Annotated in this window: 27 protein-coding genes and 1 pseudogene; 18 read left to right on the plus strand and 10 right to left on the minus strand. The window is 73.3% G+C overall.

The features are described 5' to 3' along the window. Nucleotides 1-12 precede the first annotated feature (12 nt). Complete coding sequence (gene meaB, locus LG396_RS37215) at nucleotides 13-990, plus strand: methylmalonyl Co-A mutase-associated GTPase MeaB (protein ID WP_100302123.1); 978 nt, start codon at nucleotides 13-15, stop codon at nucleotides 988-990. Nucleotides 991-1140: 150 nt separating this feature from the next. On the opposite strand, the gene LG396_RS37220 is transcribed toward meaB, so the two are convergent. The 4 genes and pseudogenes from LG396_RS37220 to LG396_RS39990 all read right to left on the minus strand — a co-directional run. Continuing rightward, nucleotides 1141-1389 (minus strand): acyl carrier protein, encoded by a 249-nt coding sequence (locus LG396_RS37220; RefSeq protein WP_027745931.1) that lies wholly within the window; start codon nucleotides 1387-1389, stop codon nucleotides 1141-1143. A gap of 61 nt (nucleotides 1390-1450) precedes the next feature. Next, nucleotides 1451-2467: a beta-ketoacyl-ACP synthase III gene (locus LG396_RS37225; protein ID WP_225798085.1), complete on the minus strand. Its 1017-nt coding sequence runs from the start codon at nucleotides 2465-2467 to the stop codon at nucleotides 1451-1453. Nucleotides 2468-2519: 52 nt separating this feature from the next. Continuing rightward, complete coding sequence (locus LG396_RS37230) at nucleotides 2520-2810, minus strand: AvrD family protein (protein WP_225798086.1); 291 nt, start codon at nucleotides 2808-2810, stop codon at nucleotides 2520-2522. A gap of 163 nt (nucleotides 2811-2973) precedes the next feature. Further along, nucleotides 2974-3177 (minus strand): annotated as a pseudogene (locus tag LG396_RS39990) (AvrD family protein); the annotation flags it as partial. Between the two features lie 837 nt (nucleotides 3178-4014). Here LG396_RS39990 and LG396_RS37240 point away from each other — a divergent pair. The 8 genes from LG396_RS37240 to LG396_RS37275 all read left to right on the plus strand — a co-directional run bounded on the left by LG396_RS37240 (nucleotide 4015) and on the right by LG396_RS37275 (nucleotide 9046). Next, nucleotides 4015-4623 (plus strand): hypothetical protein, encoded by a 609-nt coding sequence (locus LG396_RS37240; RefSeq protein ID WP_225798087.1) that lies wholly within the window; start codon nucleotides 4015-4017, stop codon nucleotides 4621-4623. Nucleotides 4624-4737: 114 nt separating this feature from the next. Continuing rightward, complete coding sequence (locus LG396_RS37245; RefSeq protein WP_308190160.1) at nucleotides 4738-5436, plus strand: AAA family ATPase; 699 nt, start codon at nucleotides 4738-4740, stop codon at nucleotides 5434-5436. Between the two features lie 78 nt (nucleotides 5437-5514). Next, entirely contained in the window at nucleotides 5515-6093 is a 579-nt protein-coding gene (locus LG396_RS37250) for a flavodoxin family protein (protein WP_225798088.1), read from the plus strand. 31 nt (nucleotides 6094-6124) lie between these two features. Then, on the plus strand, nucleotides 6125-6541 hold the full coding sequence (locus LG396_RS37255) for a nuclear transport factor 2 family protein (RefSeq protein ID WP_225798089.1): 417 nt from the start codon (nucleotides 6125-6127) through the stop codon (nucleotides 6539-6541). Between the two features lie 70 nt (nucleotides 6542-6611). Further along, nucleotides 6612-7613 carry an AvrD family protein gene (locus LG396_RS37260; RefSeq protein ID WP_225798090.1) on the plus strand — a complete coding sequence of 334 codons (1002 nt, stop codon included), beginning with the start codon at nucleotides 6612-6614 and terminating at the stop codon, nucleotides 7611-7613. A 49-nt stretch (nucleotides 7614-7662) separates the two neighbouring features. Beyond that, on the plus strand, nucleotides 7663-7977 hold the full coding sequence (locus tag LG396_RS37265; protein ID WP_225798105.1) for a 3-oxoacyl-[acyl-carrier-protein] synthase III C-terminal domain-containing protein: 315 nt from the start codon (nucleotides 7663-7665) through the stop codon (nucleotides 7975-7977). Continuing rightward, nucleotides 7932-8144 (plus strand): acyl carrier protein, encoded by a 213-nt coding sequence (locus LG396_RS37270; protein WP_225798091.1) that lies wholly within the window; start codon nucleotides 7932-7934, stop codon nucleotides 8142-8144. Before LG396_RS37265 ends, LG396_RS37270 begins: the two co-directional genes overlap by 46 nt. A 20-nt stretch (nucleotides 8145-8164) precedes the next feature. Continuing rightward, the gene (locus tag LG396_RS37275; protein WP_225798092.1) at nucleotides 8165-9046 is read left to right on the plus strand and encodes an aromatic prenyltransferase; all 882 of its coding nucleotides are present in this window, start codon (nucleotides 8165-8167) and stop codon (nucleotides 9044-9046) included. A 21-nt stretch (nucleotides 9047-9067) separates the two neighbouring features. Here LG396_RS37275 and LG396_RS37280 read toward each other — a convergent pair whose 3' ends face one another. Both LG396_RS37280 and LG396_RS37285 read right to left on the minus strand, forming a co-directional pair. Then, nucleotides 9068-10597 carry an MFS transporter gene (locus LG396_RS37280; RefSeq protein WP_225798093.1) on the minus strand — a complete coding sequence of 510 codons (1530 nt, stop codon included), beginning with the start codon at nucleotides 10595-10597 and terminating at the stop codon, nucleotides 9068-9070. Between the two features lie 34 nt (nucleotides 10598-10631). After that, nucleotides 10632-11441: a nuclear transport factor 2 family protein gene (locus LG396_RS37285; RefSeq protein WP_225798094.1), complete on the minus strand. Its 810-nt coding sequence runs from the start codon at nucleotides 11439-11441 to the stop codon at nucleotides 10632-10634. 356 nt (nucleotides 11442-11797) lie between these two features. Here LG396_RS37285 and LG396_RS39885 point away from each other — a divergent pair, with 356 nt between their 5' ends. From LG396_RS39885 to LG396_RS37300, 3 genes are all read left to right on the plus strand, one after another. Further along, on the plus strand, nucleotides 11798-12136 hold the full coding sequence (locus LG396_RS39885; RefSeq protein ID WP_308190161.1) for a winged helix-turn-helix transcriptional regulator: 339 nt from the start codon (nucleotides 11798-11800) through the stop codon (nucleotides 12134-12136). A 77-nt stretch (nucleotides 12137-12213) separates the two neighbouring features. Then, complete coding sequence (locus tag LG396_RS37295; RefSeq protein WP_225798095.1) at nucleotides 12214-15495, plus strand: family 78 glycoside hydrolase catalytic domain; 3282 nt, start codon at nucleotides 12214-12216, stop codon at nucleotides 15493-15495. Between the two features lie 292 nt (nucleotides 15496-15787). Then, complete coding sequence (locus LG396_RS37300; protein WP_225798096.1) at nucleotides 15788-16549, plus strand: aminoglycoside adenylyltransferase family protein; 762 nt, start codon at nucleotides 15788-15790, stop codon at nucleotides 16547-16549. A 20-nt stretch (nucleotides 16550-16569) separates the two neighbouring features. On the opposite strand, the gene LG396_RS37305 is transcribed toward LG396_RS37300, so the two are convergent. Continuing rightward, entirely contained in the window at nucleotides 16570-17325 is a 756-nt protein-coding gene (locus tag LG396_RS37305; RefSeq protein WP_225798097.1) for a helix-turn-helix domain-containing protein, read from the minus strand. 54 nt (nucleotides 17326-17379) lie between these two features. On the opposite strand from LG396_RS37305, the gene LG396_RS37310 reads away from it, so the two are divergent. The 4 genes from LG396_RS37310 to LG396_RS37325 all read left to right on the plus strand — a co-directional run bounded on the left by LG396_RS37310 (nucleotide 17380) and on the right by LG396_RS37325 (nucleotide 21010). After that, nucleotides 17380-18552 (plus strand): MFS transporter, encoded by a 1173-nt coding sequence (locus LG396_RS37310; RefSeq protein WP_225798098.1) that lies wholly within the window; start codon nucleotides 17380-17382, stop codon nucleotides 18550-18552. 133 nt (nucleotides 18553-18685) lie between these two features. Further along, the gene (locus LG396_RS37315) at nucleotides 18686-19741 is read left to right on the plus strand and encodes an ABC transporter substrate-binding protein (protein WP_225798099.1); all 1056 of its coding nucleotides are present in this window, start codon (nucleotides 18686-18688) and stop codon (nucleotides 19739-19741) included. Further along, nucleotides 19738-20562: a siderophore-interacting protein gene (locus LG396_RS37320; protein ID WP_225798100.1), complete on the plus strand. Its 825-nt coding sequence runs from the start codon at nucleotides 19738-19740 to the stop codon at nucleotides 20560-20562. Before LG396_RS37315 ends, LG396_RS37320 begins: the two co-directional genes overlap by 4 nt. 64 nt (nucleotides 20563-20626) lie before the next feature. After that, complete coding sequence (locus LG396_RS37325; RefSeq protein ID WP_018840555.1) at nucleotides 20627-21010, plus strand: VOC family protein; 384 nt, start codon at nucleotides 20627-20629, stop codon at nucleotides 21008-21010. A gap of 31 nt (nucleotides 21011-21041) precedes the next feature. Here the strand turns inward: LG396_RS37325 and LG396_RS37330 are convergent, their stop codons facing one another. After that, a complete protein-coding gene (locus tag LG396_RS37330) occupies nucleotides 21042-22574 on the minus strand; it encodes an MFS transporter (RefSeq protein ID WP_225798101.1) in 1533 nt (510 codons plus the stop codon). 47 nt (nucleotides 22575-22621) lie between these two features. Between LG396_RS37330 and LG396_RS37335 the strand changes: the two genes are divergently transcribed. Continuing rightward, nucleotides 22622-24646 (plus strand): AfsR/SARP family transcriptional regulator, encoded by a 2025-nt coding sequence (locus LG396_RS37335; protein ID WP_225798102.1) that lies wholly within the window; start codon nucleotides 22622-22624, stop codon nucleotides 24644-24646. A 70-nt stretch (nucleotides 24647-24716) separates the two neighbouring features. Here LG396_RS37335 and LG396_RS37340 read toward each other — a convergent pair whose 3' ends face one another. Continuing rightward, nucleotides 24717-25106 carry a MerR family transcriptional regulator gene (locus LG396_RS37340; RefSeq protein ID WP_225798103.1) on the minus strand — a complete coding sequence of 130 codons (390 nt, stop codon included), beginning with the start codon at nucleotides 25104-25106 and terminating at the stop codon, nucleotides 24717-24719. Between the two features lie 92 nt (nucleotides 25107-25198). Between LG396_RS37340 and LG396_RS37345 the strand changes: the two genes are divergently transcribed. Further along, on the plus strand, nucleotides 25199-25891 hold the full coding sequence (locus LG396_RS37345; protein WP_263980059.1) for an SDR family NAD(P)-dependent oxidoreductase: 693 nt from the start codon (nucleotides 25199-25201) through the stop codon (nucleotides 25889-25891). 14 nt (nucleotides 25892-25905) lie between these two features. On the opposite strand, the gene LG396_RS37350 is transcribed toward LG396_RS37345, so the two are convergent. Then, nucleotides 25906-26155, minus strand: a 250-nt coding sequence (locus tag LG396_RS37350; RefSeq protein ID WP_225798104.1) for a hypothetical protein, incomplete at its 5' end; no start/stop codon positions are given.

A 26155-nucleotide genomic window follows, 5' to 3' on the forward strand; every position in this document is an offset into this window, starting at 1 on the left:
GCGGGTGACCGGGTGGCCATCGACCTCGACACGTACGTCAAGGGCGTCCTGGACGGCAAGCGGGCGCTCGTCGCCCGCGCCATCACCCTCGTGGAGTCGACGCGGCCGCAGCACCGCGCGCTGGCCCAGGAGTTGCTGACCGAGCTGCTGCCGCACAGCGGCAACGCCCGGCGCATCGGGGTCAGCGGGGTGCCGGGGGTGGGTAAGTCGACGTTCGTCGACGCCTTCGGCAGCATGCTGACTGGGCTCGGCCACCGGGTCGCGGTGCTGGCCGTCGATCCGTCCTCCAGCCGCACCGGCGGGTCGATCCTCGGTGACAAGACGCGTATGGAGCGCCTGGCCGTCGACCCGGCCGCGTTCGTCCGCCCCTCCCCCACCGCGGGCACGCTCGGCGGGGTCGCGAAGGCGACGCGCGAGTCGATCGTGGTGATGGAGGCCGCGGGTTACGACGTGGTGCTGGTGGAGACCGTGGGCGTGGGCCAGTCCGAGACGGCCGTCGCGGACATGGTCGACTCCTTCCTGCTGCTGACGCTGGCGCGGACCGGCGACCAGCTCCAGGGCATCAAGAAGGGCGTGCTGGAGCTGGCGGACGTGATCGCCGTCAACAAGGCCGACGGGCCGCACGAGCGCGACGCCCGGGCGGCGGCGCGGGAACTGGCGGGCGCGCTGCGGCTGATGCACGGGAAGGGCGCGTTCTGGACGCCGCCGGTGCTCCACTGCAGCGCGCGCGAGGCGACGGGGCTCGACACGGTCTGGGAACGGCTGGAGCGCCACCGCGGGCTGCTGGAGAGCACGGGCCGGCTGGCCGGCCGGCGGCGCGATCAGCAGGTGGACTGGACGTGGTCCATGGTGCGCGACGAGCTGCTGGGCAGGCTGCGCGCCGACCCGGCGGTCGGCGCGCTGGCTCCCGATCTGGAACGGCAGGTCAGGGACGGCGAGTTGACGGCGACGCGGGCGGCGGAGCGGATCCTGGACGCGTTCGGCGGCTGACCGGGTCCGGTCCGGGTGCGGCGGTGCCTCAGCCCGCCGGCCGGCCCTCGCGGGCGTCCCGGCGGGTGCCGCCGGGACGCCTGCGAGGGCGCGCCCGCGCGGCCCTTCGGCCGGGCGCGGCACGGCGGGGCGGGGACCGCTCGAGGGCTGTCAGACCGGCACCCCTTTCGACTTCAGTAACTCGACGGTGCGTGCGATGTTCCCGGCCTCCTGGATTTCCTCGTGCGAGATGTCCGTGTCGAAACGCCGGCTCAAGTCCACGGCGAGTTCCACGAGCACCAGGGAGTCGAATTCCATGACTTCGTACGGCGTCTCTGCGGTGGTTCCCGCCGGGGCGCCGAATTCGGTGGTGAGAAGAGCCAGCAGTTCTTCGGCCGGTTGCCTTGTCGACGACGTCACAGGTTGACTCCGTTCCGTACTTGCTTGCTTTCCTTACGTGTGGAGTGCCGCGATCCCGTGTTCATACCGCGGCGATTTCCGGCCAGGTGAGTGCGATCGATCCCCACGAAAGTCCGCCGCCGAACGCGGCCAGGACGACGCGGTCTCCGGCCGCCAGTTCGCCCGCCGCGACGGCGTCGGTGAGGGCGAGCGGAATCGAGGCGGCGGAGGTGTTACCGACGCGGTCGATGTTGAGTACGAGGCGTTCCACGGGGAATTGCAGTCTGCGCGCCAGGGAGGTGAGGATGCGGATGTTCGCCTGGTGGCCGACGAGCCGGTCCACGTCGCCGGCCGCCCAGCCGACGCGCCCGAGCAGCGAGGTCACCGAGTCCGCCATGCGGGTGACCGCGTGGGCGAAGACCTTCTCGCCCTGCATCGTCAGGGTGTGCGCCGCCGGGTCGCGTACGGGCCCGGCGGCGGCCTCCCTCGAACCGCCGCCGGGCACGTACGCGAGGTCGAAGCCGGAGCCGTCGGAGCCGAGGTCGGTGCCGAGCAGCACGCCCGGGGCGGCGGCGTCCGGCACGGCGGTGAGCACGGCCGCGCCGGCGCCGTCGCCGAAGATCACCGCGGTGGTGCGGTCGCCGGTGTCCAGCAGGCTGGACATCGTCTCCGCGCCGATCACCAGCACGCGGCGCGCCTGCCCCGCGCTGATCTGCGCCGCGGCGGTCGCCAGCGCATAGACGAAGCCGGAGCAGGCGGCGCCCATGTCGTACGCGGCGACCGGGCCCAGCCCCAGCCGGGCGGCGACCCGCGGTGCCGTGGCCGGGCAGGGGTGGTCGGGGGTGGTGGTGGCCAGGACCAGGGCGTCGACGGCGCCGGGCTCGGGCGCCAGGCCCGCCGACTTCAGTGCGCGGTGGCCCGCCTCCACCGCCAGGTCGCCGGTGGCCTGCCCCGGGGTGGCCCAGCGGCGGGTGCGGATCCCGGTCCTGGTGGTGATCCACTCGTCGGAGGTGTCGAGGGTGCGGCTGAGGTCGTCGTTGGTCACCTGCCGGGGCGGCAGATGGGCCCCCAGCCCGATGAGCGCGGCGTGCTGCGTCATGTGAATCCCCTTCAGAGGGCGCGGAGTCGACTCGCGGGCGCACGGGCGGCGATCAGGGCAGCAGGTGCGCGACGTTGCAGGCCAGCCGCATGCCGGCGATGGTGCTGTGCAGTCGTCCGACACGCCGGGTGCCGCGTTCGGTCGCCGGCTTCACCGGCCGGCCGAGCACCACCCGCAGCCGGCCGTCGCCGTGCGCCGGCCCGTCGGCGGCCGCGGGCCGCTCGTCGAGGGCGATCGTGGTGGTGCGCGTCCACAGCGTGTGGGAGGCGGTCCGTTCGATGCCGTCGTAGCGGTGGAGGAGCACCTGCCCGTGTTGGAGGGCGGCCGCGAAGAAGTCGACCATCGTCGGCGGGAAGGCCGGCCCTCCGGGGGTCCCGGCCGTCGGTGACGGCCGGGTCCGCGCTCATCGCCTCGTCGTCCTCGGGGACGACGCCCGTGAGGAGCTGGCTGCGGTCGAAGTGGGAGGCGCCGAAGGGCGCGTCGTTCCAGAGGCCGGGCCGTTTGCGCGACCAGGTGCCGTCGATGCGTAAGCCCGCGCTGGCGTCGATGCGCTCGGGTGCGCCGCCTCCCGCGGGCCGGACGGCGATGTCGGTGAAGGCGTTGGTGACACGCTTGAACCCCTCACCGAGGAATCGCTCGCGCCGGTCTCCCAGAATGTCGTCCACGGAGCCTGCATACAGCTCCGGTGCTGTTTGCGCGATGACTTGCATAAGCGGGATCTCCCCCGTGCTGACGCATCTTCCGGTGACAACAGTCCCGTATCGGCGTGGGGTGCGCCGGGCCCTCTGCGCCGACTGCGACTCAGGCTGAGATAACGTTATCTCTCGAACTCCACCGTAGCCGACCCCCCTTACCGGCGGCGAGGAAGAATCCACCGGGAGGCCGTTTCTGCCAATATATTGCTACCGCCGACCAGCCGCGTTCCCACCGTGTCCGACTAGCACGGTGAACCGGTCCGCGTACGACCGAGACCCGGCATTCCGGCCGGTTCGCCCGAACCGCCCGGGACCGACCGAACCGAGGACTTTGCAGCGATGAAGATTGCCATATCCGGCACCTACTCCGCCGGTAAGACGTCGACCGTGACGGCCAAGGCTCTGCGTGATCGCGGGTTGAGTGGGATCGCTCGGCGATGGGCCCTCATGTCCGCTTGGTGCGGGGCCGGATGCAGGTGCAGGCACGGGCTCGGTGATCATGTGAGTGTCGAGTTCACGTGACCACAGCCGCAGGCCTGTACCTGCCGTCTCATCTTCTCCCACGCCCTCGGGCCTGGGGCAACCGGCCCGCACCGAAGCACCGCAGACACTGCCCGACGCGGTCTGCCTGGCCCGGTTCCTTGTCGGCCTGCCGGATCCGCGCGGCCGCCGTGGCCGGCCTTTCCCGCTGGTCGCGATCGTGTCGGCTGCCACGGCGAGTGTGCCGGCCGGTGCGAGGTCGCTGACCGCGGTCACCGAGCGGATCACGGACGCGCCCCGCTGGGCCCTGACCACCCCCAGCACGCCAACGGCGCCTGGCTACGCGAGCACAACGCGCACTGCATCGCCGCCGTGAAGGCCAACCACCCGGAGTTGCCGAGCCGGTTGAAGAAGCCGCCCTGGACGGACATCGGCCTCGACCACCCAGGAGCCTGTCAGGCCCTCCGGGCCGTGCGCTGGCGCAAAGACCTGACCAGCGGAAAGGTATCGATCCAGCGTCTGTACTTCGTCACCGGTCCGCCCATCGGCGCTGCGTCCGGAACCGAGTCGGCGGGATGGATCCGCGGCCACCGGAAGATCGAAAACCAGCTCCATCACGTCCGCAACACCCCCTACACCGAGGACGCCTCGAGGCCTCTGAATCACCTGACCAACCGGACAGATCGACTACACGCAAAGCCCCTGACCTCCGAGGGCCCGCAGAACCCCACAGTTGGCGTGATCTTCGTCACAGACGGGCGCGCTTGGCCTGCGCTGGGGAACGTGTCACTATTTCGGCGGACCACCGCTGCCCAAAAGCTGGTCCACGTCGGGGAATTGAGCGCCGAGCCCCCCGCCCCGCACCGACCGGAGCGGATGCGCATCAGGCGCGTGGCCCTGCCCCTCGTACGGCAACGGCCGAGTGCCCGCCTGCATCTACCTGATCCCCCAGGCCGTCTGACCGCGACGAAGGTCGCGTGACCGGCCGTGCGCGGACTCCTTTTCGCATGTCCTCAGTGACTGTCGCCCCATGAGGCGGCGTCTTGCGGCCGGCAAGGTGCTGTCTCGGAGCTGGAGACCCCTATGAAGATTTCCGTGTCCGGTACGTATTCCTCGGGCAAGACCTCGACGGTAATGGCGTTGTCGCACTACACCGGCATGCCGCGCTCGCTGGCCCGCACGATTCGGGAGATCATGCCGCAGGCACTGCCGGGGGTGCGGCTGGCGGACGTGACGCCGGCGCAGTTCCTCCAGTTGACCATGCGCCGCCATACCGGGCGTGCCGTGCAAGAGGCCCTGCTCGGGAACGACTTCATCTCTGATGGATCCTCCCTGCAGGAGTGGCTGTACGGGGAGGGGAGGCTCCGGTACGGCATGAACCCCAACGCCACCGCCGCGGGCGGGAACGGCCTCGCGGCCACGACCGAGGAGGAGATGGTCTTCTTCGGCAGGGTCGTCGAGCAGTACGGCCAGGTCTTCAAGCAGCACGTCAAGGCCACCTACGACGCGTATGTCCACCTGCGCCACGAGCTGCCGATCACGGCCGACGGGCACCGGCCGATGAACAACGAGTTCCGCACGACCATCGACACGATGCTGCTCGCCACGCTGGAGGAGCTCCAGATCCCGTACCACGTGGTCAGCGGCTCCATGGCGGAGCGGCTGGAGACCATCGCCGGGATCTTCGGGTGGACGCCCGTGATGGGCACGGCCGAGGCCATCGAGCTGGCCCGGCAGGAGTACGACCGTCAGGACTTCCGTATGGAGCACGAGCGGGCCGCGGCCCGCTCGTGAATCGCCCCTGCACCCGCACGTGAACGGATGCGGCCGCGCATCCTGAGAGGAGAACAATCAATGGTAGCTACACCCAAAATGGCCATTGCCTACCACTCCGGCAACGGCCATACCGAGGTGCTCGCGCAGTCCGTCCAGGCCGGTGCCAAGAGTGCGGGCGCCGAGGTGTCCATGGTGACCGTCGAGGCCATGGACGATGCCAAGTGGGCGGTCCTGGACGAGGCCGACGCGATCGTCTTCGGGGCGCCCACCTACATGGGATCGGCGTCTGGGCAGTTCCACAGCTTCGCCCAGACGACCAACAAACGCTGGGGGCGGCAGGCGTGGAAGGACAAGCTGGGGTCGGGGTTCACGATCAGTGCCTGCAAGGCGGGCGACAAGGACACCACCCTGGGCTACTTCGCGACCCTGGGCGCCCAGCACGGGATGATCTGGGTCAGCCTGGGGCTGCTGCCCGGCTGGCACCTCAGCCATGAAAGCGAGGACGACCTGAACCGCCTGGGCTACTTCAACGGTGCCGCCGGCACCCTGCTGGGCGACCTGCCCCCGGAAGACGTGCACAAGGCGGACATCGCCACGGCCGAGTACCTGGGCGGGCGCGTCGCCCAGATGACGGCGATCCACCTGGCGGGGCGCGCCGCCCTGGTCGCCCGGTAAACCCACGTCCTATTCAGGTAAGAGAGTTGACATGACGACAGCGCAGCAGCGGACGGCCACCGGGGCGATCGTGGACTTGTTCTTCGAGAGGTTCGCGTCGGGCGATCTGCCCGGTCTGCTTGAGTTGTTCGCCGACCGTGTGGACTTCCGGGTGGCGGGAAGCCCGGACGTGCCCTGGACGGGCACCCGCTCCACCAAAGAGGAGATCTCCGCGTTCTTCAAGGTCTTCCCCGAGGTGCTCACCGAGCCGCAGGGCTTTGCCCTCCATGCCCGCCTCACCGACGGGCAGCACGCGGTGGTCCTGGCCGAGTCCGCCTTCGGCGTCCTGGCCACCAAGAAGACCTTCACCCAAGCCTATGCTCTGCACTTCACCGTCGTCGACGGAAAGATCACGCGCTACCACATGTACGAAGACAGCTACGCCATCGCCGAGGCCTTCACCGCCTGACGCGGCGAGCGCCGGCCACTCCCGCCGCCGAGCGCGCAGGAGTGGCTCTTCGACGGGAACAGGAGCGCTTGTGCCATCCCTCGAATTCGCGTCCATCGACGACTTCCTCGGCCCGCGCGACAGCCGATTCCTCGGCGAAGGATTCAAACGGGTCGAACACTCGCTGACCGATCTCACGATATCGCCGGGCGCCGCGGGCATCGAGGCCGTGGCCCATCTCGCCATGCCCGACGCCTGGTCCCGCAAAGGCGAGCACCAGCAGAAGCCCCATCTCAGCTCCATCGACGTCATGCTCTTCGCCGCCCAGCTCACCGGCCTGTACGCGGCTCATACGTACGCGCTCGGCCCCGGCGCCCGCTTCGAGGTGCGGTCCGTCGACATGAGGGCCGGTTCGAGCCCGGACGAGGAGGGCCTGGAGAAGTTCCCGGTGAGCGGCCGGCTCGTCACCGCCGAGACCGGCGGCGAGACGTGGTCGACCACCCTGGACTGCCGCGTCGGCTCGCTGTCGGCACGGGTGCACGCGGTGCACGGCGCGGGTCACCGCTCGGGCGGCACCCGCAAGACGTACCACCTGGCGCAGGAGCTGCCCGGCCCTTGGAACGACCGGCCCTACGGCGTCCCGTGCGGTGCGCGGCAGCAGTTGCTCACCGGGGTGAACGTCACGGGCGACGGCGAGGAGAGCCTTCAGGCGTCCGCTCGGGTCGCGCTGATCCCGGACGGGGCGGAGGCCGTCCGGGACGATGCACGGGCCACCATGCTCGACGCCTTCCTCGTCGCCATGCAGCTCGGTCAGGTCCTGCTCTACACGCTGGACGGTCTCGACCGGGCCGACAGCAACAACCTCTGGATGCGGCGCGCCAGCATCACGGCCGGCACGAGCGCGCCGCCGGTCCGGGGCGACGACGCGGTGACGGCCCGGCTCGAGCAGGCCCGGGTGCTGCCCTCTGCGTCCGGCACCTGGCGGTCCGCCGAGCTGAGCGGCGCCCTGCACGGCATACAGGCCCGGGCGTCCGTCGTGCATCTACTCGGCTCATCGCCGGAGCACGGCGTTCGGGGAGGTGCGGGGCGATGAGCAGGCCCGCCGCCGTCCTCACCGGGCTAGGGCCTGTCGTTTGGATCTTGTGGCGCAGTCCTCGTCGGCCGTACTCGCCAAGGCCGGCTGGGGCGTTGACGAAGTCGACCATGTGGTTGGCCACCAGGCGAACCTGCACATCCTGCATGCGCTGGCCCGAGAGCTGGGCGTGGGCAGGGAACGCCTGGTCTGCCATATCGACCAGGTGGGCAACACCTCGGCCGCCTCCATTCCGCTGGCGCTGGCGGATGCCGCCGCAAAGGGCCATTTCCAGCTCCATGACCGGCTGCTCCTGACCGCCTTCGGGGCCGGCCTGGCTTGGGCTTCCGCCGCGATCACCTGGCCGGAGATCACCCTCGCCTGACCGTCACCGACTTCCAGAGCCTCGACCTGGATTCCCTGGTCCTGATCGAGCTGGCCGTGATCCTGAAGAAGCAGTACGGCGTCGAGGTGGACGGCAAGGAACTGGCCGCCGCCGGGACCGCCGCCAAGGCCGCCGCACCGGTGTCCAAGAAGACCGCGCACAGCTAAGCCGTACAAGGAGGACGCACATGTCCGCACAAGCCGACATCGAAACGGTCCACTCGGCCATCGAGGAGGCCGCCGGCCTGCTGAACCTGACCTGCTCGCCCGGCACGGTCCGGCCGATCCTGGAAGCGTTCGGGCCGTTCGAGGGCGGGGTCATCTTCAGCGCGTCGGCCGGCGAGGGCCACGCGGGAGATCTCGACCTCACCATCCAGGTGCCCCGGGCGATAGACGATCCCTATACCCATGCGCTGAAGCACGGATTCGTCCCGCACACCGACCATCCCGTCAGTACCCTGCTCTCCGACCTCAAGGAGCACGTCTCCGTCGACGAATGCCTCATCGACTTCGGGGTCATCGCCGGATTCAACAAGATCTACGTGCACTTCCCCCGTGACCTGCAGGGGGTGGCACAGCTCGCCGCCCTCCCCTCCATGCCGCGCGCGCTGGCCGACAACGCCGAATTCTTCGCCCGGCACGGCCTGGAGAACGTCGCGATGCTCTCTATCGACTACCACAAGCGGACCATCAACCCGTTCTTCACGTTCCCGAAAGGCCTTGAGGCCAAGACCATTTCGTCGCTCCTGCACGAGTTCGGGGTGGTGGAGCCGGACGAAGAACTGGTGGAATCCTCGAGCAAGATCTTCCGGGCCTACCCCACCCTCGGCTGGGAATCCTCGAAGATCGACCGCATCAGCTTCGCCCGCAGCCTGGACCTGCCGACCATCCGGCCCCGGGTGGAGCCGGAGATCGTGCGGTTCGTGACGGGCACGCCGTACACCTACGACGGCGAGCGGTTCAGCATCTCGATCGTCAAATGGTCGCCCGACGACACGTGGTTCAACGTCGGTTCCTACTTCCAGTTCGGCCCGATCCAGCGGGCAGTACTGGGCAAGGTCCTCAGATGAATGCCGTGCCGTAGGCCGCGGTCACCGGTTGGGGGCGGGGTCGACAGCCTCCTCACTGGTGGCCGCCTCGGCTGCTTCGGCGAGCGGGTCGCGGGTTTCGGCGCTCACCTTTTCCAGCAGCGCCAGGATGGCCACGGCGGCGGCGATGAGTACGGCGGCGCCGATGCGGAAGGCCAGTGCGTATCCGTCGGTCTGGGCCACTTGCGGGGACGTGCCGTCCTCGATGTGGTCGGTGACGTAGCGGAAGGCGATGGGGACCAGGGTGGCCAGGCCGAGGGCCGCGCCGGTCTGCTGCATGGCGGTCTGGACGCCGGAGGCCAGGCCGGAGTCCTGGCCGGTGACGCCGTGCAGTGCTCCGTTGATGAGGGCGGGGAAGGCGAGGCCGTTGAAGAAGCCGAACAGGATCAGGCCGGGCATGAAGCCGCTGGTGAAGGTGGCGTCGGCGGAGAAGCTGGCGGCGGCGAGGAGGAGGGCCGCGGCGCCGCCGAAGAAGGCGGTGGCCATCACCGCTTTCACGCCGATGCGGGGCATGAGCACGGTGGAGGCGCCCGCGCCGACGACCGCCATGATGGTCAGGGGGATGTAGGCGAGGCCCGTCTTCATCGGGGAGTAGTCGTGGACCTGCTGGACGTACAGCGTGAACAGGAACATGTAGGTGAAGAACGCCGCGAAGATGGCGACGCTGACCACGTTGGTGGTCACGCGGGTGCGGTTGGCGAAGAACCGCAGGGGGATCATCGGGTCCGCGGTGCGGGCCTCCCAGACGACCATGAAAACCAGCAGGGCCAGGCCGCCGAGCAGCGGCAGTAGTACGTCGCCCGAGCCCCAGGAGTGTTCGGCGGCCTGGAGCAGGCCGTAGACCACTGCGACCAGGCCGCCGGTGGCGGAGAGCGCCCCGACCGTATCCAGGCGGCGGCTCTTGCCGGTCATGCGGCTCTCGGCCATCACGCGCGGCACCAGGATCAGCGCGATGACCGCGATGGGGATGTTCACGAAGAAGATCCAGCGCCAGTTGATCAGGTCGGTGACCGTGCCGCCGACGACCGAGCCGACCGCTCCGGCCACCGCCGACAGGCCGCCCCAGATGCCCAGGGCCTTCATCCGTTCGCTGCGGTCGGGGAAGAGCACGGGGATCAGGCCGAGTGCCGCGGGCCCGGCCAGGGCCTCACCCAGGCCCTGGACGAAGCGGCTGGCGACGAGCATCCCGGAGTTGGCCGCGGCACCGCAGGCGGCCGAGGCCACGCCGAAGACCAGCACGCCGGCCATGAACATGCGCCGGCGGCCGAACAGGTCGGCCAGGCGCCCGCCCAGCAGCAGGAACCCGCCGGCCACCAGGACGTAGGCGTTGACCACCCAGGCCAGACCCTCGGGGGAGAAGTCCAGGCTGGACTGGATATCGGGGAGGGCGACATTCACAATCGTGATATCCATGACGAGCATGAACTGCATGGCCGCCACCACGGCCAGCGCCAGCCACCGCCGCGGGTCCCCGCCGGCCGGCCCGCCGGCCCCGCCCGACCCGCCTCGTAAATCTTTGTCCACGGAACTCATTGCCTTGCGTCTCCTCTGAGTGATCTGTTGCCGCTCACCGCGGCTGCGGGCCGGGCAGCGCGTCGACGACGTCCTGGAAGCGACGTGGGTCGAAGTAGTCGTGGCACGCGCTTATCAGCCCGTCCCGGAAGCGGAAGAGGGCGATGTTCTCGCCGGCGTATGCCGAACCGCCGCGGAGCGTTGCGCGGACCTTGTACTGCACGCAGACCGTATCGGAGCCCGCCGCCGGGTGCACACCCGTCAGCTCGGTCTCGGCCTTCTCGTACACCGCGAACAGCCGCCGGTAGGCCGCGGCGATCTCGCTCCTGCCCTCGATCAGGGACGCAAGCCCCTGCGGCGCGTACGGCATGGTGAGCGTCCCGTGCTCGTGCCACAGCTCGCCCCACGCCTGGAAGTCCCTCTCCTGCAACAGCTCGAAGAAGCGGCGCACCGCCCCGGCCCGGGCGGAGAAGACCGTCAGGAACGCGGCGGTGTCCACGTGCTCCGAGAACTCCGCGATCCGGCCCTGCTCAAGGCGGAAGAGCGAGGCCCCCCGGTTGCGGTAGGTGCCACCGGCGAGCAGATCGACCTCCATCGTCCAGGTGGCCAGCACCTTCTGCGGGTCCGCCATCGGCTCGGCGTCCCACGTCAGCCGTACCTCGCCGAACAACGCGAAGAACCCGCCCAGTCCGGCCACGATGACATCGCGCCCGGCGAACTCACCGGGCACACCGTCCGGGGTGGTCGGCACCCGGTACACCGCATCCGCCGTCCAGAGTTCCGCGAACGCGTCGATGTCCTTGGCCCGCAGGGCACGGTAGAAGTCATCCACGACACGAAGGCCGTGGCTGTGCTGCTCGGTCATGAGGCGATGTGCTCCTTACCGGTAGCGAATGGCGGGGGTTTCCCGCGGTGCATCCCTGGTCCGCTGGCCCATGGCCGGGTAGAGCGGGGCCGGAGACCCGTGATGGTACGGCCGAGGACTTCGGGCGACGGCGGGCGCATTGATCCGTGCGCGGCATCAAGATACCGCCCTGCTACTCGCGTTCCGCTCAAGTGCCGCGTGGGTACCGAATCGAGTGAGAGCCGAGCCGCAGCGCATCCGCCCCACCAACGGCGAGGTCGTGCCCGACTCAGGGCGAGCGCGAGTGAAGGCACCGGTGTCCGAGACCGCGCAGGCGCTGTGCGGCAATCACTACGGTCGCCTTAGCGAGGGCCGGGGTGCCCCGCCGGGTCGAGTACGAGCTGACGGACCTGGGGCGCACGCTGCTGCCGGCGATCGCGTCGCTGACCACCTGGGCGGAGAAGCACGGTGCGGCGGTGATCGAGGCGCTCGACGGGCACGGCGCACTCGACGGGGCCGGCGGTTCCGGCGATGCTCCCGGGGCCGGCGGAAGCCCCGGCCCGCGCCTCCGCCCGACCCCCGCTCCCCTGCTCTGCCGGCCCTCCTCCCTCAGCCCTCGGGCGCCCTTCCCGCCGCCCCCGCCGCCCTGTTCGCGGCGGGCGGCGGCTGCTGCCGTTCGCTGCACGACTCTTGAGCTGTCCGACCCGTCGATCTAGGATTTTCGACAAGTCCTGATTGAAACGTTTCAATCATCGGGCGCCGGACACGCCATCCTCAAAGCAAGGGACGTGCGATGAGCCACGAGCGCGAGACGAACAACGGAAGTGCATGGAACCGGCGGGCCTTTCTGCGCACCTCCGCCGCCGCCGGCGCGACAGCAGGCGTCATCGGCCTCGGCCAGGGCGCCGTCCCCGCCGCCGCGGCCGGCCGGGACGACGAGGACGGCGGCGCCGAGGGGCTGCGCGTCGAGCGCACCACCGTCGAGTACGCGCCCTCCCTCCTCGGCACCGACATCGCCGCCCCCAGGCTGAGCTGGGAGCTGTCCGCGCCGGGCAGCGGCGCTCGGCAGAGCGCGTACCAGGTCCGGGTCGGGCTGGACGCCGCGGGCAAGGGCCCCGCGGTGTGGGACTCCGGCCGCGTCGCCTCGGCGCAGAGCGTCGGCATCCCCTACGGCGGGCCGGCCCTGAAGACCCGCACCCGCTACCACTGGCAGGTGCGGGTCTGGGACGGCCGCGGCCGGCCGTCCGACTGGAGCAGACGGAGCTGGTGGGAGACCGCCCTGGCGGACGGCGAGTGGCGCGGCCACTGGATCGGCGCCGACGCCGCGCCCGAGCCGCCCGGCTTCGCCGGCACCTCGTGGATCTGGGCGCCCGGCGCGACCCCGCAGAACGCCCCCGCGGGCCCGGTCTGGTTCCGCGCCGCCCTCGACCTGCCCGCCGGGGCCGAGGTGTCGGCGGCGCAGATCGTGGCCACCGCCGACGACGACTTCACCCTGTTCCTCGACGGCAGCCAGGTGCTGCACGCCCCGCAGCAGACCGACGGCTGGCGCACCGGCCGGCTCGCCGACGTCACCGACGCCGTGCGCGCCGCGGACGGCCGGGTGGTCGTCGCCGTCCGGGCCACCAACCGCGGCGGCGCCTCGGTCAACCCCGGCGGCCTGCTCGTACGGCTGCTGGTCCAGCGCGGCGACGATGTCACCGAGCTGGTCACCGGGCCCGGCTGGCGGTGCGCGGACCAGGACCAGGACGGCTGGCAGCAGCCCGGCTTCGACGACGGCTCGTGGGCCGAGGCGGCGGTGCTCGCGCCGTACGGCCAGGGGCCGTGGGGCAGCGGCGCGCAGGTGCCGGCCGAGATACGGCCCGCGCCGCTGCTGCGCCGCGAGTTCACCGTCGGCCGGCCGGTGCGGCGCGCCCGGCTGTACATCAGCGGGCTCGCCTACTACGACGCCGAGATCAACGGCCGCCGCGTCGGCCGCCAGGTCCTCGACCCGGGCTTCACCGACTACGACGAGACCGTCCTGTACGCCGTCCACGACGTCACCGGCCTCGTCTCGCGCGGCGCCAACGCCATCGGCGTCACCCTCGGCCGCGGCTTCTTCGGCATGACGACGCCCAACGTCTGGAACTGGCACACCCCGCCCTGGCACGGCGAGCCCCGCCTGCTTGCCCAGTTGGAGATCGAGCACCCCGGCGGCGCCCGTACCACGGTGGCCACCGACGGCAGTTGGCGCCTGACCGAGGGCCCCACCCGCTCCGACTCCCTCTACGCCGGCGAGACCTACGACGCCCGCGAGCACCCGGAGGGCTGGACGAAGCCGGGCTTCGACGACTCCGCCTGGGCGAGCCCCGCCCGCCAGGAGGCGCCCAAGGGGGCCCTGCGCGCCCAGCCCCACGACGCGATCCGGGTCATCGACGACGTCCGGCCGGTGGCCGTCACCGCGCACGGCGACGACTGGATCGTCGACATGGGCCGCACCCTGGCCGGCTGGACCCGGCTGTCGGTGCGCGCCCCGGCGGGCACCACGGTGCGGCTCGCGCACGGCGAGAAGCTGAAGGCCGACGGCAGCGTGCACGCCGAGACCGGCCATGTGCCGGGCCGCTTCCAGACCGACGAGTACGTCTGCGCGGGCGGTGGCTCCGCGGAGGTGTGGGAGCCCAAGTTCTCGTACAAGGGCTTCCGCTACGTGCAGGTCAGCGGCCTGCCCGCGAAGCCGGACCCCGGCGACTTCACCGGCCGGGTGGTGCACACGCCGGTCGCCGACACCGGGACGTTCGGCTGTTCCGAGCCGTTCTACGAGCAGTTGGAGCGCGCCATGCGCCGCACCGTGCAGAACAACCTGCACGGCATCCCCACCGACACCCCGATGTACGAGAAGAACGGCTGGACCGGCGACGCGCAGGTCGGCGCACCCGTGATGATGTACGCGCTGGGCATGCACCGGATGCTCGGCAAGTGGCTGGACGACCTCCGCGACAGCCAGAACGCCGAGGGGCAGGTGCCGGTGATCGTGCCCAGCGGCGGCTGGGGCTACCGCGACCTCGCGCCCGCGCCGGAGTGGACGACGGTCTACCCGTTCCTGGTGCGGGAGATGTACCGGGTGTACGGCGACGAGCGCGTCGTGCACGACCACCTGCCGCCGCTGATCCGCTATCTGGACTGGGAGCTGGACCGGCTGGTGGACGGCCTGGCGGTCACCGCGCTCGGCGACTACCTGCCGCCCGGCTACGGCGGCAACCCGCCCGAGGACACCCGGCTTACCGCCACCTCGTACCTGCACCGGGCGCTCACCGACACCGCCGCGATGGCCGGCCTCGCGGGCGACGACGCCACCCGGGAGAGGTACCTGGCCGCCGCGGACGGGCTCAAGGAGGCGCTGAACGCCGAGTTCCTCGCGCCCGAGGGGCATTACCGCACGGCGAAGGACCCGGGCTACCGGCAGACGAACAACTGCATCCCGCTGGCGTTCGGCCTGGTGCCGGCGGGGGCGCGGGCGAGCGTCACCGCGTCGCTGCTCGCCGACATCGAGGAGCGCGGCAACCACCTCAACACCGGCGCGCTGGGCACGAGCGTGCTGCTGCGGGCCCTGACCGCCGAGGGCCACGGCGACGTCGCCCACGCCATCGCGACCCAGCGCACGTACCCGAGCTGGGGCTACTGGTTCGACAACGGCGCCGACACGATGTGGGAGATGTGGCAGCTCGACTCGCGCTCGCGGGACCACTACTTCCAGGGCACGGTCGTGCAGTGGCTGTACGAGAACGTGGCCGGCCTGCGGCCGGGCGACGCCGGGTACCGCACGTTCTCCGTACGCCCGGACGCGCGCACCGGGGTGGACTGGGCGCGCACCGAGCTGCACACGGTGCGCGGGCCGGCCGCCGTGTCGTGGTCGCGGATCGACGCGTCGGTGCGCCTCGCGGTCCGGGTCCCGGTGGGGTCGACGGCCGAGGTGCACGTGCCGAGCGCCTCGCGCGGGGACGTACGGGAGCCCGAGGGTGCGGAGTTCGTCCGGGCCGAGCCCGGCTTCGCGGTCTACCGGGTGCCGCACGGCTCGTGGACGTTCACCGGGAAGCCGTGACCGCAGCCGCGGATTGAAACCATTCAGTACGCCCGGGGCGGTGCCGGCCGTCCGTCGCCGCCCCGGCAACACCCGTGCCCGTCCGGGCGCCCGAGGTCTTCGACAACGGCGCCGGCATCACCATGCACTACACCGCGCGCGACCGCGCCAGCGACAAGCAGTGCATCGGCGTCGCCCTGTCCGCCACCCCCGGCGGCCCCGCGACGCCGCCGGGGCGCTCGACGGAGGGCCGTCGGACACATCGCGATCGCCTGAGTCCCGGCTGTGCCCGCCGATGACCGACACTGGCCGAATGGAAGATCAGCTGCGCGCGGTCATGACGCTGGTCGACGACGTGCTCGGTCCCGAGGTCGTCGGCGCCTATCTGCACGGCTCCGCCGTCCTCGGCGGGCTCCGTCCCGCCAGCGACGTCGACGTGCTCGTCGTCGCCCGCCGGTCCCTCGCCGACGGCGAGCGGCGGGCGCTCCTCGACGGACTCCTCGGGGTGTCCGGCTTCACCGGCGGGCTGCGCCCGGTGGAGCTGACGGTGGTCGAGCAGTCCGCGGTGCGGCCGTGGCGGTATCCGCCGGCGGGCGACTTCCTCTACGGGGAGTGGCTGCGCGAGGAGTTCGAGGCGGCCGGCCCGCCGCGGCCCGCGGCCATGCCCGACCTGGCGATCGTGCTCACGATGGTGCTGGCCGGCGACCACCCGCTGGCCGGTCCGCCGCCCGCGCATGTGCTGGACCCGGTGCCGTACGGGGACGTGGCGCGCGCCGCCGCGGCGGGCGTCCCCGAGCTGCTGGCGGAGCTGGCGGAGGACACCCGCAACGTCCTGCTCACGCTGGCGCGGATCTGGAGCACGCTGGCCACCGGGGAGATCCGTGCCAAGGACGCGGCCGCCGCGTGGGCGCTCGACCGGCTGCCGCCGGAGCACCGGCCGGTGCTGGAGCACGCGCGGGAGCTGTACCTCGGCAGCCGGTACGCGGACGAGGCCTGGAGCGCGGAGCTGACGGCGCGGGTGGGGCCGCACGCGGAGCACGTGGCCGGCGAGATCGCGAAGCTGTCCGGGCGCTGACCGGCCGCCGGCCGCGGTCTTCAGCCGCGGCGGTCGCTGCCCGGGGTGGTGCCGTAGGCGCGGCGGTAGACGTCGATGAAGGCGCTCGCCGAGGACCAGCCGCAGCGGTGCGCCACCGTCGTCACGGGGACGTCGTCGGCGAGCAGCCGCAGCGCGTGGTAGAGGCGCAGCCGCGTGCGCCACTGCGGGAACGTCATGCCCGTCTCGCGGCGGAAGAGGCGGCTGAGCGTCCGCTCCCCCGCGCCCGCCGCCCGGCCCAGCGCTGCCAGCGTGCGCGGGTCGGCGGGGTCGGCGTACAGCAGGTCGCAGACGGCGGCAAGCCGCGGGTCGGCGGGTGCCGGGAGCGGCACGGGCTGCCGGGCGGAGACGGCTCCGGCGGCGCGGATCCGGTCCAGCAGGACGGTGCGCAGCCGCTGCCCCGCGGGGGTGTCGTCGTACGGGTCGCCGGTGCGGGCGAGGATCAGCTCGCGCAGCAGCGGGCTGACGGGCAGCACGCCGGGGGCGCGGAGGCCGAGCGGGTCGGTGGCCGCGGGCACGCCGACGAGGTGCAGGTCGAGGTGGCCGTGCGCGCGGTGCGCGTGGACGCAGCCCGCGGGCACCCACAGCGCGCCGGTGCCGGGTGCGAACCAGGTGCCCGCGTCGGTGGTGACGGCGAGCACCCCGGAGCCGGCGTAGACGAGTTGGTGGTCGTCGTGCCGGTGCGCGTCGATGCGCTCGCCCGCGGCGAGCGTCCTGGCCCGCGTGGGCGCCTCGGGGGCGTGGCGGATGTCCGGCATGGATTGGCATTTTATCGGAAGTTCGCCAGGGGGTGGCTCGGTGACCATCGGGGGATGCCCGAGCCCCGTGCCGCCCGTTCCCGGCCCCTGACGCTGCTGTCCGTGGGGCACGCCTGCGTCGACGTGTACCAGGGGGCGGTGGCGGCGCTGGTGCCGTACTTCGTCGCCGAGCGGGCGTACTCGTACGCCGCGGCCTCCGGTGTCGTGCTCGCGGCCTCCCTGCTCTCGTCGGTGGTACAGCCGCTGTTCGGGGTGCTGACCGACCGGCGGCCGCTGCCGTGGCTGCTGCCGGTCAGCACGCTGGCGGCGGGCGCGGGCGTGGCGCTGGCCGGGGTGTCCGGCTCGTACGCCGCGACGCTGGCGGTGGTCGCGCTCTCCGGCGTCGGGGTGGCCGCCTACCACCCGGAGGCCGCGCGGGTGGCGCGGCGGGCGAGCGCGGGCAGCCACACCGCGATGGGCTGGTTCTCCCTCGGCGGCAACCTCGGCTTCGCCACCGCTCCCCCGCTGGTCGCCGCCGTCGCCGCGGCCGGCGGACTGCGGGCCTCGCCGCTGCTGGTGCTGCCGGCACTGGCGGGGGCGGTGCTGTGCGCCGCGGCGCTGCGCGCGCTGCGGCCGTACGCGCCGGGCGGGCCCGCGGCCGGCGCGGGCGCGGCGGGCGCGCCTGCGGGGCGGGACGACTGGGCGTCCTTCGCCCGGCTGACCGGGGCGGTGGTGTGCCGGTCGGTGGTGTTCGTGGGGCTGAGCGCGTTCGTGGCGCTGTACGTGCCCGGGCGGACGGCGGGCGGGGCGGCGGCGGGCACGGCGGCGCTGTTCGTGCTGTACCTGGGCGGCGCGGTGGGCACGGTGGCGGGCGGGCGGCTGGCGTCGCGGTTCGGGCGGCTGCCGGTGGTGCGGTGGTCGTACGCGCTGGCCGGACCGGCCGTCGCCGGGGTGGTGTTCGCACCGGGTCCCGCGCTCTACGTCTTCGTGGCCCTCACGTCCGCGGGGCTGTACGTGCCGTTCTCGCTGCACATCACGCTCGGCCAGGACTACCTGCCCCGGCACGTCGGCACCGCGGGCGGCGTCACCCTGGGCCTCGCGGTGAGCGCGGGCGGACTGGCCGGCCCGCTCATCGGCGCGCTCGCGGACGCCACTTCGCTGACCGTGGCGCTGAGCCCGCTGATCGTCCTGCCGGCGGTGGGGCTGCTGCTGCTGGGCCCGCTGCGCGAGCCGGGAGCGCCCCGCTGAACCGCCGCCGCCCGCCGGGGAGTCGGCGGGCCGGGCGAACGGGAGGCGCGGGAGCCTCGGGAGGGCCGGCCGGGCGGCCGTCACGGGCCGGGCCGCTCCCCCGGCCCGTGACAGTTAGGTTAGCCTAACCTTCATGCTGATACGCGACAGCCGATTCCGGCCACGCCCCGACGTCGCCCATCCCTCCCGCCGCGGCCTGCTCGCCGCCGGCGGTGCGCTCGGCCTCGGAGCCGTACTCGCCGCCTGCGGCGACGACTCCGGCTCCGGCGGCACGGACTCCGGCAGCGCGGACGGCGGTTGGCGCTTCAGGGACGACCGCGGCGAGGTGGCCAGGGTGGACCGCACCCCCGAACGCATCGTCGGCTACGTCGCGTCGGCCGCGGCGCTGCACGACTTCGGCATCGAGTGCACCGGCGTCTTCGGCCCGACGACGACGCCGGACGGCGGGCGCGACCTCCAGGCCGGCGACCTGGACGTGGACGGGCTGACCGTCCTCGGCAACGCCTACGGCCAGTTCAACGTCGAGAAGTACGCCTCGCTGCGGCCGGAGCTGCTGGTCACCAACATGCAGGAGCCGCCGGTGCTGTGGTACCTGCCGGAGGAGAGCACCGAGGAGATCACCTCCCTCGCCCCCGCCGTCGGCATCCGCACCTCCGGCACCACCCTGACGAAGGCGATCGGGCGCTACGCGGACCTGGCCGCGGCACTCGGCGCCGACCTCGGGGCCGACAAGGTCGTACGCGCCAGGTCCCGCTTCGAGAAGGCGGCGCAGACGGTCACCAGAACCGCGGAGGACCGCCGCGGCCTGAAGGTCCTCGCCGTCTCCGCCAGCGCCGAGATGCTCTACGCCGCCGTCGCCGAGGACTTCGGGGACCTGCGCTACTACGAGGAACTCGGCGTCGAGTTCGTCACCCCCGGCAAGCCCGGCGAGCGCGGCTTCTGGGAGGAGTCGAGCTGGGAGACGATCGACCGGTTCGGGGCCGACGTCATCATGGTCGACCGGCGCACCGGCAACCTCCAGCCGGACCAGCTCGCGGAGTCCAAGCCGACCTGGCGCCGGCTGCCCGCGGTCGCCGCCGGGCAGGTGATCCCGTGGCAGAGCGAGGCGCACCACAGCTACGCCGGCCACGCGCCGCTGATCGAGGCGCTCGCCGACGCCCTGCGGGACGCGAAGCAGGTGATCCGGTGAGCGCCGCGACCGCCAACCCGTTCCGCTTCTTCGACATCACCGTCGCCGGCGTCGAGCGCCTGTCGCCCACCATGGTCCGCGTCGCGTTCGCCGGACCGGGGCTCGCGGCGATGGAGTCCGCGGGCCGCGACCAGCGCATCAAGCTGTTCTTCCCGCACCCGGGCCAGAACGCGCCGGTCATGCCCGACGACGACGGCAGCAACTGGTACCCGGCCTGGCAGGCGCTCGACCCCGCGGTGCGCGGCATCATGCGCACGTACACGACGCGCAGCCTCGACCGCGCTCCGGACCGGCTCGTGGTCGACTTCGCCGTGCACGGCGAGGTCGGGCCGGGGTCCCGCTGGGCGCTCGGCGCCGCCCCCGGCGACCGGCTCAGCGTGCTGGCCCCGATCGTCGCGGAGAACGTGGCGTACGACTTCCGCCCGCCGGACGGCACCGACTGGATGCTGGTCACCGCCGACGAGACCGCGCTGCCCGCCGTCGCCGGCATCTTCGCGGCGCTGCCCGCGGGCGTGCCCGTACGCGCCTGGATCGAGGTGGCCGACGGCGGCGACCGCCTGGAGCCGCCCACCGCGGCGGACGCCGACGTCACCTGGCTCGTACGCGGCCGGGACGCGCCGGTGGAGGACGTGCTGCGCGCCGCGGAGCTGCCCGGGGGCACGCCGTACGCCTGGATCGCCGGGGAGTCGGCGACGGTCCGGGCCGTACGCCGCCACCTGGTGCGCGAACGGGGCTTCGACCGCAAGGCGGTGACGTTCTCCGGCTACTGGCGGCGCGGCACCACGGAGGACCAGCTGCTCGCGGCGGCGGAGTCCGCCTGACGGCGGTGCGCTGCCGGGGCGTAATCGGGTGGCGCCGTCCGGGGCCCTGGGGCAGGGTGCGTCCATGACCTCGGTAGTGCAGAACATCGCGATCGACTGTGCCGACGCCTACAAGCTGGCGGTCTTCTGGAGCAACGTGACCGGGAGCCCGGTCCATCCGGAGGACGGACCGGGCTCGCCGGAGACGCAGGTGCTCCTGCCCGAGGGCCCGGTGCTGCATTTCAACACCGTTCCGGAGCCCAAGACGGCCAAGAACAGGATCCATCTGTGCCTGCGGCCCGAGAACCGGCGCGAGGAGGAGGTGGAGCGGCTGCTCGGCCTCGGCGCGACGTTCGTCGCCGACCACCGCAACCCGGACGGCACGGGCTGGGCGGTCCTCGCCGACCCGGAGGGCAACGAGTTCTGCGTGCTGCGCAGCGCGGTCGAGCGGGAGGCGCCGCCGGCCTGAGCCACCGCCGGCCGGGCCCGGCCCGTACGGCTCAGCCGTGCCCGCCCCCGTTCCCGCCACCGTCCCCGTCCTCCGCGCCGATCGGGCGCAGGTGGCGCAGCAGCACGACGACCAGCACCGCGAGGCCCGCGTAGAGCCCGGCGGCAACCAGGGCGACGGCGGTCATCCCGGAGCCGAAGGCCGCGTGGGCGGCGTCGAGGAGGTCCCCGCCGAGGCCGTCCGGCAGCGTGGCCGCCACCGCGTCGGCGTCGGCGAGGGACTCCCCCGCCCGCTCCGGCGCCCCCGCGGGGAGGTCGATCCCGGCGGTGTAGACGGCGGTGCCGAGGCTGCCGAGCACGGCGATGCCCAGCGAGATACCCATCTCGCCGCCGGTCTCCGCGGTGGCCGAGGCGGAGCCGGACTTCTCCGCGGGCGCCGTGCCCACGATCAGGTTCAGTCCCAGCGCGCCGACCGGTGCGGCGCCGAGGAAGCCCAGCGTGAACCCGATCACCAGCGGCGCGAGATCGTCGCTGACGGCGACGTACAGGAACCCTGCCGCGGACACCGCAAGACCCGAGCTGACGATGACCGCGGGCCGCACGGTCCGCGCCAGCACCGGCGCCAGCAGGGAGCCGGCGACCAGCGCGAGCGCCGGGGGCGCCATCCAGAACCCGGCCGTCAGGGGCGAGAAGCCCTCGATCAGCTGGAGGTGCTGACTGAAGAAGAGGTACGTGCCACCCTGCATGAGCATCGTCAACAACAGGACGACAAGCGCCGCGGAGAACGAGCGGTTGCCGAACAGCCGCAGGTCCAGCAGCGGGTCCGCCAGCCTGAGCTGGCGGCGCGCGAAGGCGTAGCCGAAGGCGAGCCCGGCGGCGACGGCTGCGGCGGCCTGCGCGCCAGGCTCGTCGGCCAGTTCCTTCAGCCCGTAGACCAGCGGGATGACCGTCAGCAGCGACAGCGCCACGCTCGCCGGGTCCAGCCGGCCGCCGCCCTCGCCGCCCGACTCCGGCAGCAGCGGCCGGGCCGTGAGCACCAGCAGCAGCGCCACCGGCACGCCGAGCAGGAACACCGAGCCCCACCAGAAGTGCTCCAGCATCACCCCGCCGACGACCGGGCCCAGTGCCGCGCCGCCCATGAAGCAGGCGGTGAACACGCCGATGGCCAGGGCCCGCTGACGCGCGTCGGTGAACATGGTGCCGACCAGGGCCAGCGCCGAGGGCGCGAGCGACGAGGCCGAGATGCCGAGCAGCATGCGGGCGGCGATCAGCATCTCGGCGCTCGACGCGTACGCGGCGAGCACCGACGCCGTGCCGAAGGCCACCGCCCCGAAGGCCAGCAGCCGGCGGCGGCCGATCCGGTCGCCGAGCGTTCCCATGGTGATGAGGAAGCCGGCCATCATGAACCCGTACACGTCCATGATCCACAACACCTGCGTGGGGGACGGCTCCAGGTCCGCGGTCAGGTGCGGCAGCGCGAGGTACAGCACGCTGTTGTCGACCGAGGCGAGCAGCATGGGGAGGGCGAGAACGCTCAGGCCGAGCCATTCGCGGGGCCCGGCCTTCGTGGCGGTGGTCGTCGTCATGCGTCCACGGTCGCCGCGCGGTGTTCGGGTTTGCTTATGGTGGTGTCATGCGCTTCGGAGTGCTCGGTCCGGTACGGGTCTGGACGGACGACGGCCGGCCCGTCAGGGTCCCGGAGCTGAAGGTACGCGTGCTGCTGGCCGCGCTGCTCGCCCGCGAGGGGCGGCCGGTGCCGCAGGGGCGGCTGGTCGACGACCTGTGGGACGCGAGTCCGCCGGGCAAGCCGACGGGTGCGCTCCGGGCGAAGGTCTCCCAGCTGCGGCGGGCGCTGGGCGACGCCGAGCCGGGCGGGCGGGAGCTGGTCGTCTCGGACGCCGCGGGGTACGTGCTGGAGGCCGCCACCGACGCCGGGGACTTCGCCGAGCTGGTCCGGCGGGCCCGTACCGCGCCCACTCCCGCGCGCACCGCCGATCTGCTCACCGAGGGGCTGGCGCTGTGGCGCGGGCCGGCGTTCGGCCCGTACGAGGACACGCCCTTCGCCCGCGCCGCGGCCGCACGGCTGGAGGAGCAGCGGCTGACCGCGCTCGAGGAGCTGGCGCGGGCGCGCCTGGACCTGGGCGAACACGCGCCGCTGGTGGCCGAGTTGACGGACCTGGTGGACGCCCATCCGCTGCGCGAGCGGCTGACGGGCCTGCTGATGCGGGCCCTGTACGGCGCCGGCCGGCAGAGCGAGGCGCTGGCCGCCCACCGCGCGCTGCGGGTGCGGCTGCGCGACGAGGCCGGGCTCGACCCGGGCCCGGAGCTGGCCGCGCTGCAGCAGCGGATCCTGGCGGGCGACGAGGCCCTGGCCGCCGCGCCGCCCGCGGCCCCCCGGCTGCGCCCGCCGCGGCTGCCGGTGCCGCTGACGCCGCTGGTCGGCAGGGCGGCCGACCTGGCGCAGGCCGGGCCGCTGCTCGACGCGGAGCGGCTGGTGACGCTCACCGGCCCCGGCGGCGTGGGCAAGACCCGGCTGGCGCTGGCCGTGCTGGGCGAGCGCCCCGAGCCGGGCTACGTCGCCGAGTTGGCGGGCGCCGGCGACGGGAGCGTCGCCGACGTGGTGGCGACGGCGTTCGGCGTGCCGGACGAGGACGGGATCGCCGCCGCGCTGGGCGACGCCGCCGCGGTGCTGCTGCTCGACAACGTCGAGCACGTCGTCGACCAGGCCGCCAAGCTCGCCGACCGGCTGCTGCGCGCGGCCCCCGGGCTGCGCGTGCTGGCCACCGGGCGGGAGCCGCTGGGGCTGGCGGGCGAGGTCGTACGGGCGGTGCCGCCGCTCGCCGAGGCGGACGCGGTGCGGCTCTTCGCCGACCGCGCCGCGGCCGCGTCGCCGGGCTTCGCACTCGGCGCCGGGAACGCGGCGGAGGTCGCCGGCGTGTGCCGCCGGCTCGACGGCATCCCGCTGGCGCTGGAGCTGGCCGCGTCCCGCGTCCGCGGGGTGGGCGTGGCGGGCCTGGCCGCCGGGCTCGACGACCGCTTCCGGCTGCTGGCCGACGGCCCGCGGGGCCTGCCGGAGCGGCAGCGCACACTGCGGGCGGCCATCGAGTGGAGCTGGCGGCTGCTGGACGACCGGGAGCGCGCGGCCCTGCGGCGGCTGGCCGTGCACGGGGCGGGGTGCACGCTGAGCGGGGCGATCTACGTCTGCGCGGACAGCGGCGCCGGCCCCGAAGGCGCGGCGGAGGGCGCGGTGTCCATCGAGGCGGGCGGCGAGCAGGCGCCGGCGGGCCTGACGGCCGAGGAGGTGCCGGGACTGCTCGCCCGGCTGGTCGACCGGTCCCTGGTCTCCCGGGACGGCGAGCGGTACCGGCTGCTGGAGACGGTCGCCGCGTACGCCTGGGAGCGGCTGGAGGAGGCCGGCGAGACGGCGGAGGTGCTGCTGCGCCGCGACGACTACTACGCCCGGCTCGCGGAGTGCGCCGAGGCGGAGCGCGCGGGACATGCGCGGCAGCGCTGGATCGGCCGGCTGGACGCGGAGATCGCCAACCTGCGCGAGGCCCTCGACAGCGCCACCCGCCGCCGCGAGACGGCCCTGGCCGCCCGCATCAGCGGCTCCCTCGCCTGGTACGAGACGGCCCGCGGCCGGCCGGCGCCGCGCTGACGGCTGCGGCGCGCCCGGCAGGCGCCGCCGCCCCCCGTCAGGTGCGGCGCGCGTGGGCGGCCGGTGGTGTTCAGGAAGGCCCCCGGCCGGCGGCGGGGTCCGGGCCGGCGGTGCCCAGCAGGCCGGCGAGCAGCCGGCGGGAGTGGTCGAGCCGGTCGATGGCGGCGGTGAGCCGGGCGTGCTCCCGGGTCAGCCGGGCCACCACGCCGGGGCAGCCGGTCGTCGTCACACGGTGCGCGGTGCCCTGGTCGTCGACGCAGTCCAGGATCCCCGCGATGACCGCGGTGCGCAGGCCCGCGTCGAGCAGCACCCGGATGTGCCGCACGGCGGCGACATCGCCGTCGGCGTACTCGCGGTAGCCGTTGGGCAGCCGGACGGGGTGCAGCAGCCCCTGCTCCTCGTAGTAGCGCAGCAGTCGCCGGCTCACGCCGGTCCGGTGGGCCAGCTCGCCGATCCGCATGCTCCCCGTCCTCTCCCTTGACCTTCACACCGGTGGCACGCTCTAACGTCGCGGGAGCCGCGGATCATCCGCGGGGAGAGCGAGGAGAGGTCATGGCGGGAGCAGTGGTCATCGGGGCCGGGCCCGGGATCGGCGCGGCGGTCGCCCGCCGGTTCGCCCGGGAGGGCCTGCCCGTGGCGCTGGTGGCGCGCTCGGAGCACACGCTCGCGCGGGTCGCCGCGGGGGTCGGCGCGGCGGGCGCCGGAGTCGCGCCGGGGCACGGGGCGCTGCCGCTGGTCGCCGACGTCACCGACGAGGCGGCGCTGCGCGCCGCGCTCGACGCCGCGACCGACAGGTTCGGGGTGCCCGACGCCGTCGTCTACAACGCGGCCCTCGTCCGCGCCGACGGGCTCGGCGAGCTGGACGGGAGCGCCCTGCTGGCCGCCTGGGCCGTCAACGTCGGCGGCGCGCTGACCGCGGCGGCGCACCTGGCGCCGGCGATGGTCCGGCGCGGCGGCGGCTCGTTCCTGCTCACCGGCGGGATGCCCGAGCCGAAGGCGCCGTACGTCAGCCTCTCGCTGGGCAAGGCCGGGGTGCGCACGCTGGCGCGGCTGCTCGACCTGGAGTACGGGCCGGGGGGTGTGCACGTCGCCACGGTGACGGTCGACGGCGCGGTGGCGCCCGGCACGGACTTCGACCCGGACCTGATCGCGGAGCACTACTGGCGGCTGCACGCCCAGCCGCGGCCGCGCTGGGAGCACGACGTCGCGTACACGGGCGCGGAGGCGGCGGCGTCCGGCGCCTGACCGCGGCGGCGCCGCTATGCGCCGGGCTCCCGGCTCACCGCGACCGCCGCCTTCAGGTCCGCCCAGAACTCGGGCCGGGGCGCGACGCGGTGGCCGAGGCGGTAGACCGTTGTACGGGACCGGCCGCGTACGCGCAGGTGCACGTCGGAGGGGCCGGGGTGGGCCTGGAGCACGGCCTTGAGCCGGCCCACGGACTCGGGCGTGACCTGGGCCTCGGTGATGTCGAGGCGGACCGGGGCGCGTTCGCCGGCGGCGCTGAGGTCC

This window comes from Streptomyces aculeolatus (assembly GCF_020400605.1).
Classification (GTDB): Bacteria; Actinomycetota; Actinomycetes; order Streptomycetales; family Streptomycetaceae; genus Streptomyces; species Streptomyces aculeolatus.

What these genes read in the sequence shown, in the direction of transcription:
- LG396_RS37285 (WP_225798094.1), bottom strand. Translation starts at nt 11,441, where the DNA reads ATGACCGAGCAGCACAGCCACGGCCTTCGTGTCGTGGATGACTTCTAC.
- LG396_RS37340 (WP_225798103.1), bottom strand. Translation starts at nt 25,106, where the DNA reads ATGCGGATCGGCGAGCTGGCCCACCGGACCGGCGTGAGCCGGCGACTG.
- LG396_RS37255 (WP_225798089.1), top strand. Translation starts at nt 6,125, where the DNA reads ATGACGACAGCGCAGCAGCGGACGGCCACCGGGGCGATCGTGGACTTG.
- LG396_RS37345 (WP_263980059.1), top strand. Translation starts at nt 25,199, where the DNA reads ATGGCGGGAGCAGTGGTCATCGGGGCCGGGCCCGGGATCGGCGCGGCG.
- LG396_RS37225 (WP_225798085.1), bottom strand. Translation starts at nt 2,467, where the DNA reads ATGACGCAGCACGCCGCGCTCATCGGGCTGGGGGCCCATCTGCCGCCC.
- LG396_RS37295 (WP_225798095.1), top strand. Translation starts at nt 12,214, where the DNA reads ATGAGCCACGAGCGCGAGACGAACAACGGAAGTGCATGGAACCGGCGG.
- LG396_RS37335 (WP_225798102.1), top strand. Translation starts at nt 22,622, where the DNA reads ATGCGCTTCGGAGTGCTCGGTCCGGTACGGGTCTGGACGGACGACGGC.
- LG396_RS37330 (WP_225798101.1), bottom strand. Translation starts at nt 22,574, where the DNA reads ATGACGACGACCACCGCCACGAAGGCCGGGCCCCGCGAATGGCTCGGC.
- LG396_RS37230 (WP_225798086.1), bottom strand. Translation starts at nt 2,810, where the DNA reads ATGGTCGACTTCTTCGCGGCCGCCCTCCAACACGGGCAGGTGCTCCTC.
- LG396_RS37315 (WP_225798099.1), top strand. Translation starts at nt 18,686, where the DNA reads ATGCTGATACGCGACAGCCGATTCCGGCCACGCCCCGACGTCGCCCAT.
- LG396_RS37310 (WP_225798098.1), top strand. Translation starts at nt 17,380, where the DNA reads ATGCCCGAGCCCCGTGCCGCCCGTTCCCGGCCCCTGACGCTGCTGTCC.
- LG396_RS37325 (WP_018840555.1), top strand. Translation starts at nt 20,627, where the DNA reads ATGACCTCGGTAGTGCAGAACATCGCGATCGACTGTGCCGACGCCTAC.
- LG396_RS37305 (WP_225798097.1), bottom strand. Translation starts at nt 17,325, where the DNA reads ATGCCGGACATCCGCCACGCCCCCGAGGCGCCCACGCGGGCCAGGACG.
- LG396_RS37280 (WP_225798093.1), bottom strand. Translation starts at nt 10,597, where the DNA reads ATGAGTTCCGTGGACAAAGATTTACGAGGCGGGTCGGGCGGGGCCGGC.
- LG396_RS37275 (WP_225798092.1), top strand. Translation starts at nt 8,165, where the DNA reads ATGTCCGCACAAGCCGACATCGAAACGGTCCACTCGGCCATCGAGGAG.
- LG396_RS37300 (WP_225798096.1), top strand. Translation starts at nt 15,788, where the DNA reads ATGGAAGATCAGCTGCGCGCGGTCATGACGCTGGTCGACGACGTGCTC.
- LG396_RS37250 (WP_225798088.1), top strand. Translation starts at nt 5,515, where the DNA reads ATGGCCATTGCCTACCACTCCGGCAACGGCCATACCGAGGTGCTCGCG.